This window comes from Streptomyces sp. NPDC003635 (assembly GCF_053587635.1).
The window spans coordinates 1-2,323 of sequence record NZ_JBSFOK010000005.1; the positions used below are offsets into that span (position 1 = coordinate 1).

Below are 2,323 nucleotides of genomic sequence, written 5' to 3' on the forward strand. Positions count from 1 at the left end.
GCCCTCGTACTGGATGTACTTGGGCTTGTGCCCGGTGCGGCGAGAGTGCGTGCCGGGCGTCGCGACGGGGCGAACGTTGCCTGACGCGGCACTAGAGGCCCTGTCGTTCGGGTCAGCCCGGCCGCGAGAAGCGGTCCGGTCCGGCCCACGCGGCACTAGCCGTCCTTCCGGAGCAGGTCGATCACGCCCGTGGTGTCCTCGCCCTCGTGCGGTCCGGACTCCAGGCGGCGGCGCATCAGGTCGAAGTACGGCTGGATCAGCTCGGTCCGCACGCCCTGCTCCTCGGCCGTCCGTACGAAGGTCGGGACCCCGGCGACCTGCATGGCGAGGCTGGACACGACGTCCTGCGTGTAGTCGCCGCTCTCCAGTTTCGCGGCGCTCTCCAGCGCGGCGGGCGCCATGGCCGTCAGCCACGACACCAGCAGCGGCGCGAAGTCCTTGGGCGCGATGTCCTCCCCGCGGATCAGCGCGAAGGCGTGCGCGATCCCGCCGAACATGCCGTACATCCCGCTCAGCAGCGCCACGTCGTGCAGGGCGGCGAAGCCGGGGTCGGCGCCGACGTAGGCGGTCCCGGCGGGGACTCCGAGGGTTTCCCGATGCTCCTCGAACAGGCCGGCGGACCCGCTGTAGAAGACGAACGCCCCGCTGTCCGGGCTGCCGATCATCGGCGGTACGGCCATGATCCCGGCATCTACGAAGCGGGCGCCGCGCTCCTCGGCCCAGGCCGCGCGGGCGCGGCCCTCGGCCGGGGTGCCGGTGGTGAGGTTCACCAGGTCCCGGCCGGTGAGGTCGGCGTCGGCGAGGGCCTCGCCGAGCGAGTCGTCATCGAGGAGACAGGCGATGACCAGCCGGTTCGCGGCGACGGCCGCGGCGGCGCTGTTCGCCACCGTCGCCCCTTCCCTCTCCAGCGCCTCGGCTCGGGCGGTTGTGCGGTTCCAGACGGTCACCGGGTGTCCGGCGGCGAGCCAGGCGCGGGCCAGGGCGGAGCCCATGGCACCGGCGCCGAGGAGGGTGAGAGGGGTGGGCGAGGTCGGGGAAGAGGCGTTGTCAGTCATGGCGTTCAGCCTCGTAGGGGTGAACGGGCCGCTCAAGTACGTACTTGGGAGTGGGTGCTTACCGCCGGGAAAGCATCGAGGCAGGACGAGTCAGCGCGAGACGGATCGAGACTGGGGGACCGAGATGGCGACGGGGCGACGGCCGGGCTCGTACAGCTGCGGGGTCGACGCGGCGATGGACGTGATCGGCGGCAAGTGGAAGGTGCTGATCCTGTGGGCGCTGTCGGTCCGTCCGCACCGGTTCGGTGCACTGCGCCGCGAGCTCGACGGGGTGACGGAGAAGGTGCTCGCCGCCCAGCTGCGCGAGCTGGAGGCGGACGGGATCGTGCACCGGGAGGAGTACGCCGAGGTGCCGCCGAGGGTGGAGGACTCGCTCACGGCGAAGGGCGTCGCCCTGAACGCGGCCCTGGAACCGCTGGGCGCGTGGGGGAAGCGGAACGTGCTGGGGTCACCGGCTGCCGGTGAGGTGGGCGAAGACGACGACGTTGCCCTGGTATCCGGTGGTGCGTGAGTAGCCGCCACCGCAGGTGATCACCCGGAGTTCGGGGCGGCGGGCCGCGCCGTAGACCTTCTCGTCGGGGAAGTTCCGGGCGTCGTACACCTCGACGGAGTCGACCGTGAAGACGGCCGTGCCGCCGTCGCGCCGGTCCACTTCCACGGTGCTGCCCTTCTTCAGGGCGCCGAGCCGGTAGAACACGGCGGGGCCCTCGGCGTTGTCGACATGGCCCGCGACGATCGCGGTGCCCGTCTCGCCGGGTGTGGTGCCGGACTCGTACCAGCCGGCGAGGTTCTTCCGCTCGGCGGGCGGGACGTCGAGGCTGCCGGCCGGGGTGAGGCCGAGGCCCGTCAGGGGGGCACTGACCCGGATCGACGGGATGCGGATGCGGTCGGGCGGGGAGGGCGGCAGCGCGGGCGCCGCGGACGGCTGCCGCTCGGTCGGCTCGGCGTGCGCCTGGGCGGCGGTCGGCTGCGGCGGGGCGTGCGACGCGGCGCCGCTGCCCAGCAGCCAGGCGCCGGAGCAAAGGGCCACCAGGGTGACGGCCGCTATCGCGGCGTTGCCGTACTTGCGCACGCGAGCCTCCTCTCCCGAGCAGCCGAGCCCGCCGCCCCTGCGCGCCCAGCCCTCTGTCTTACGCGCCCGAACGCCCTGTCTCGTGCGTCCGAGCCTCCTGCCTTGTGCGCCCGAGCCTCTTGCCTTGCGGACCCGAAGCCCCTGTCTTGCGCGCCCGAGCCTCCCGTCCTGCGGGCCTGACGCTCCTGTCTTGTGC

3 protein-coding genes are annotated in these 2,323 nt (G+C 72.9%); 1 reads left to right on the forward strand and 2 read right to left on the reverse strand.

Annotated features, from left to right (window positions below):
• Positions 1-155: 155 nt before the first annotated feature.
• Positions 156-1,055: an NAD(P)-dependent oxidoreductase gene (locus tag ACWDRW_RS06480; RefSeq protein ID WP_451720951.1), complete on the reverse strand. Its 900-nt coding sequence runs from the start codon at positions 1,053-1,055 to the stop codon at positions 156-158.
• 124 nt (positions 1,056-1,179) lie between these two features.
• Here ACWDRW_RS06480 and ACWDRW_RS06485 point away from each other — a divergent pair, with 124 nt between their 5' ends.
• The gene (locus ACWDRW_RS06485) at positions 1,180-1,566 is read left to right on the forward strand and encodes a winged helix-turn-helix transcriptional regulator (RefSeq protein ID WP_451720953.1); all 387 of its coding nucleotides are present in this window, start codon (positions 1,180-1,182) and stop codon (positions 1,564-1,566) included.
• On the opposite strand, the gene ACWDRW_RS06490 is transcribed toward ACWDRW_RS06485, so the two are convergent.
• Positions 1,504-2,127 (reverse strand): class F sortase, encoded by a 624-nt coding sequence (locus tag ACWDRW_RS06490; protein ID WP_451720955.1) that lies wholly within the window; start codon positions 2,125-2,127, stop codon positions 1,504-1,506. The genes ACWDRW_RS06485 and ACWDRW_RS06490 overlap by 63 nt on opposite strands.
• Between the last annotated feature and the right edge of the window lie 196 nt (positions 2,128-2,323).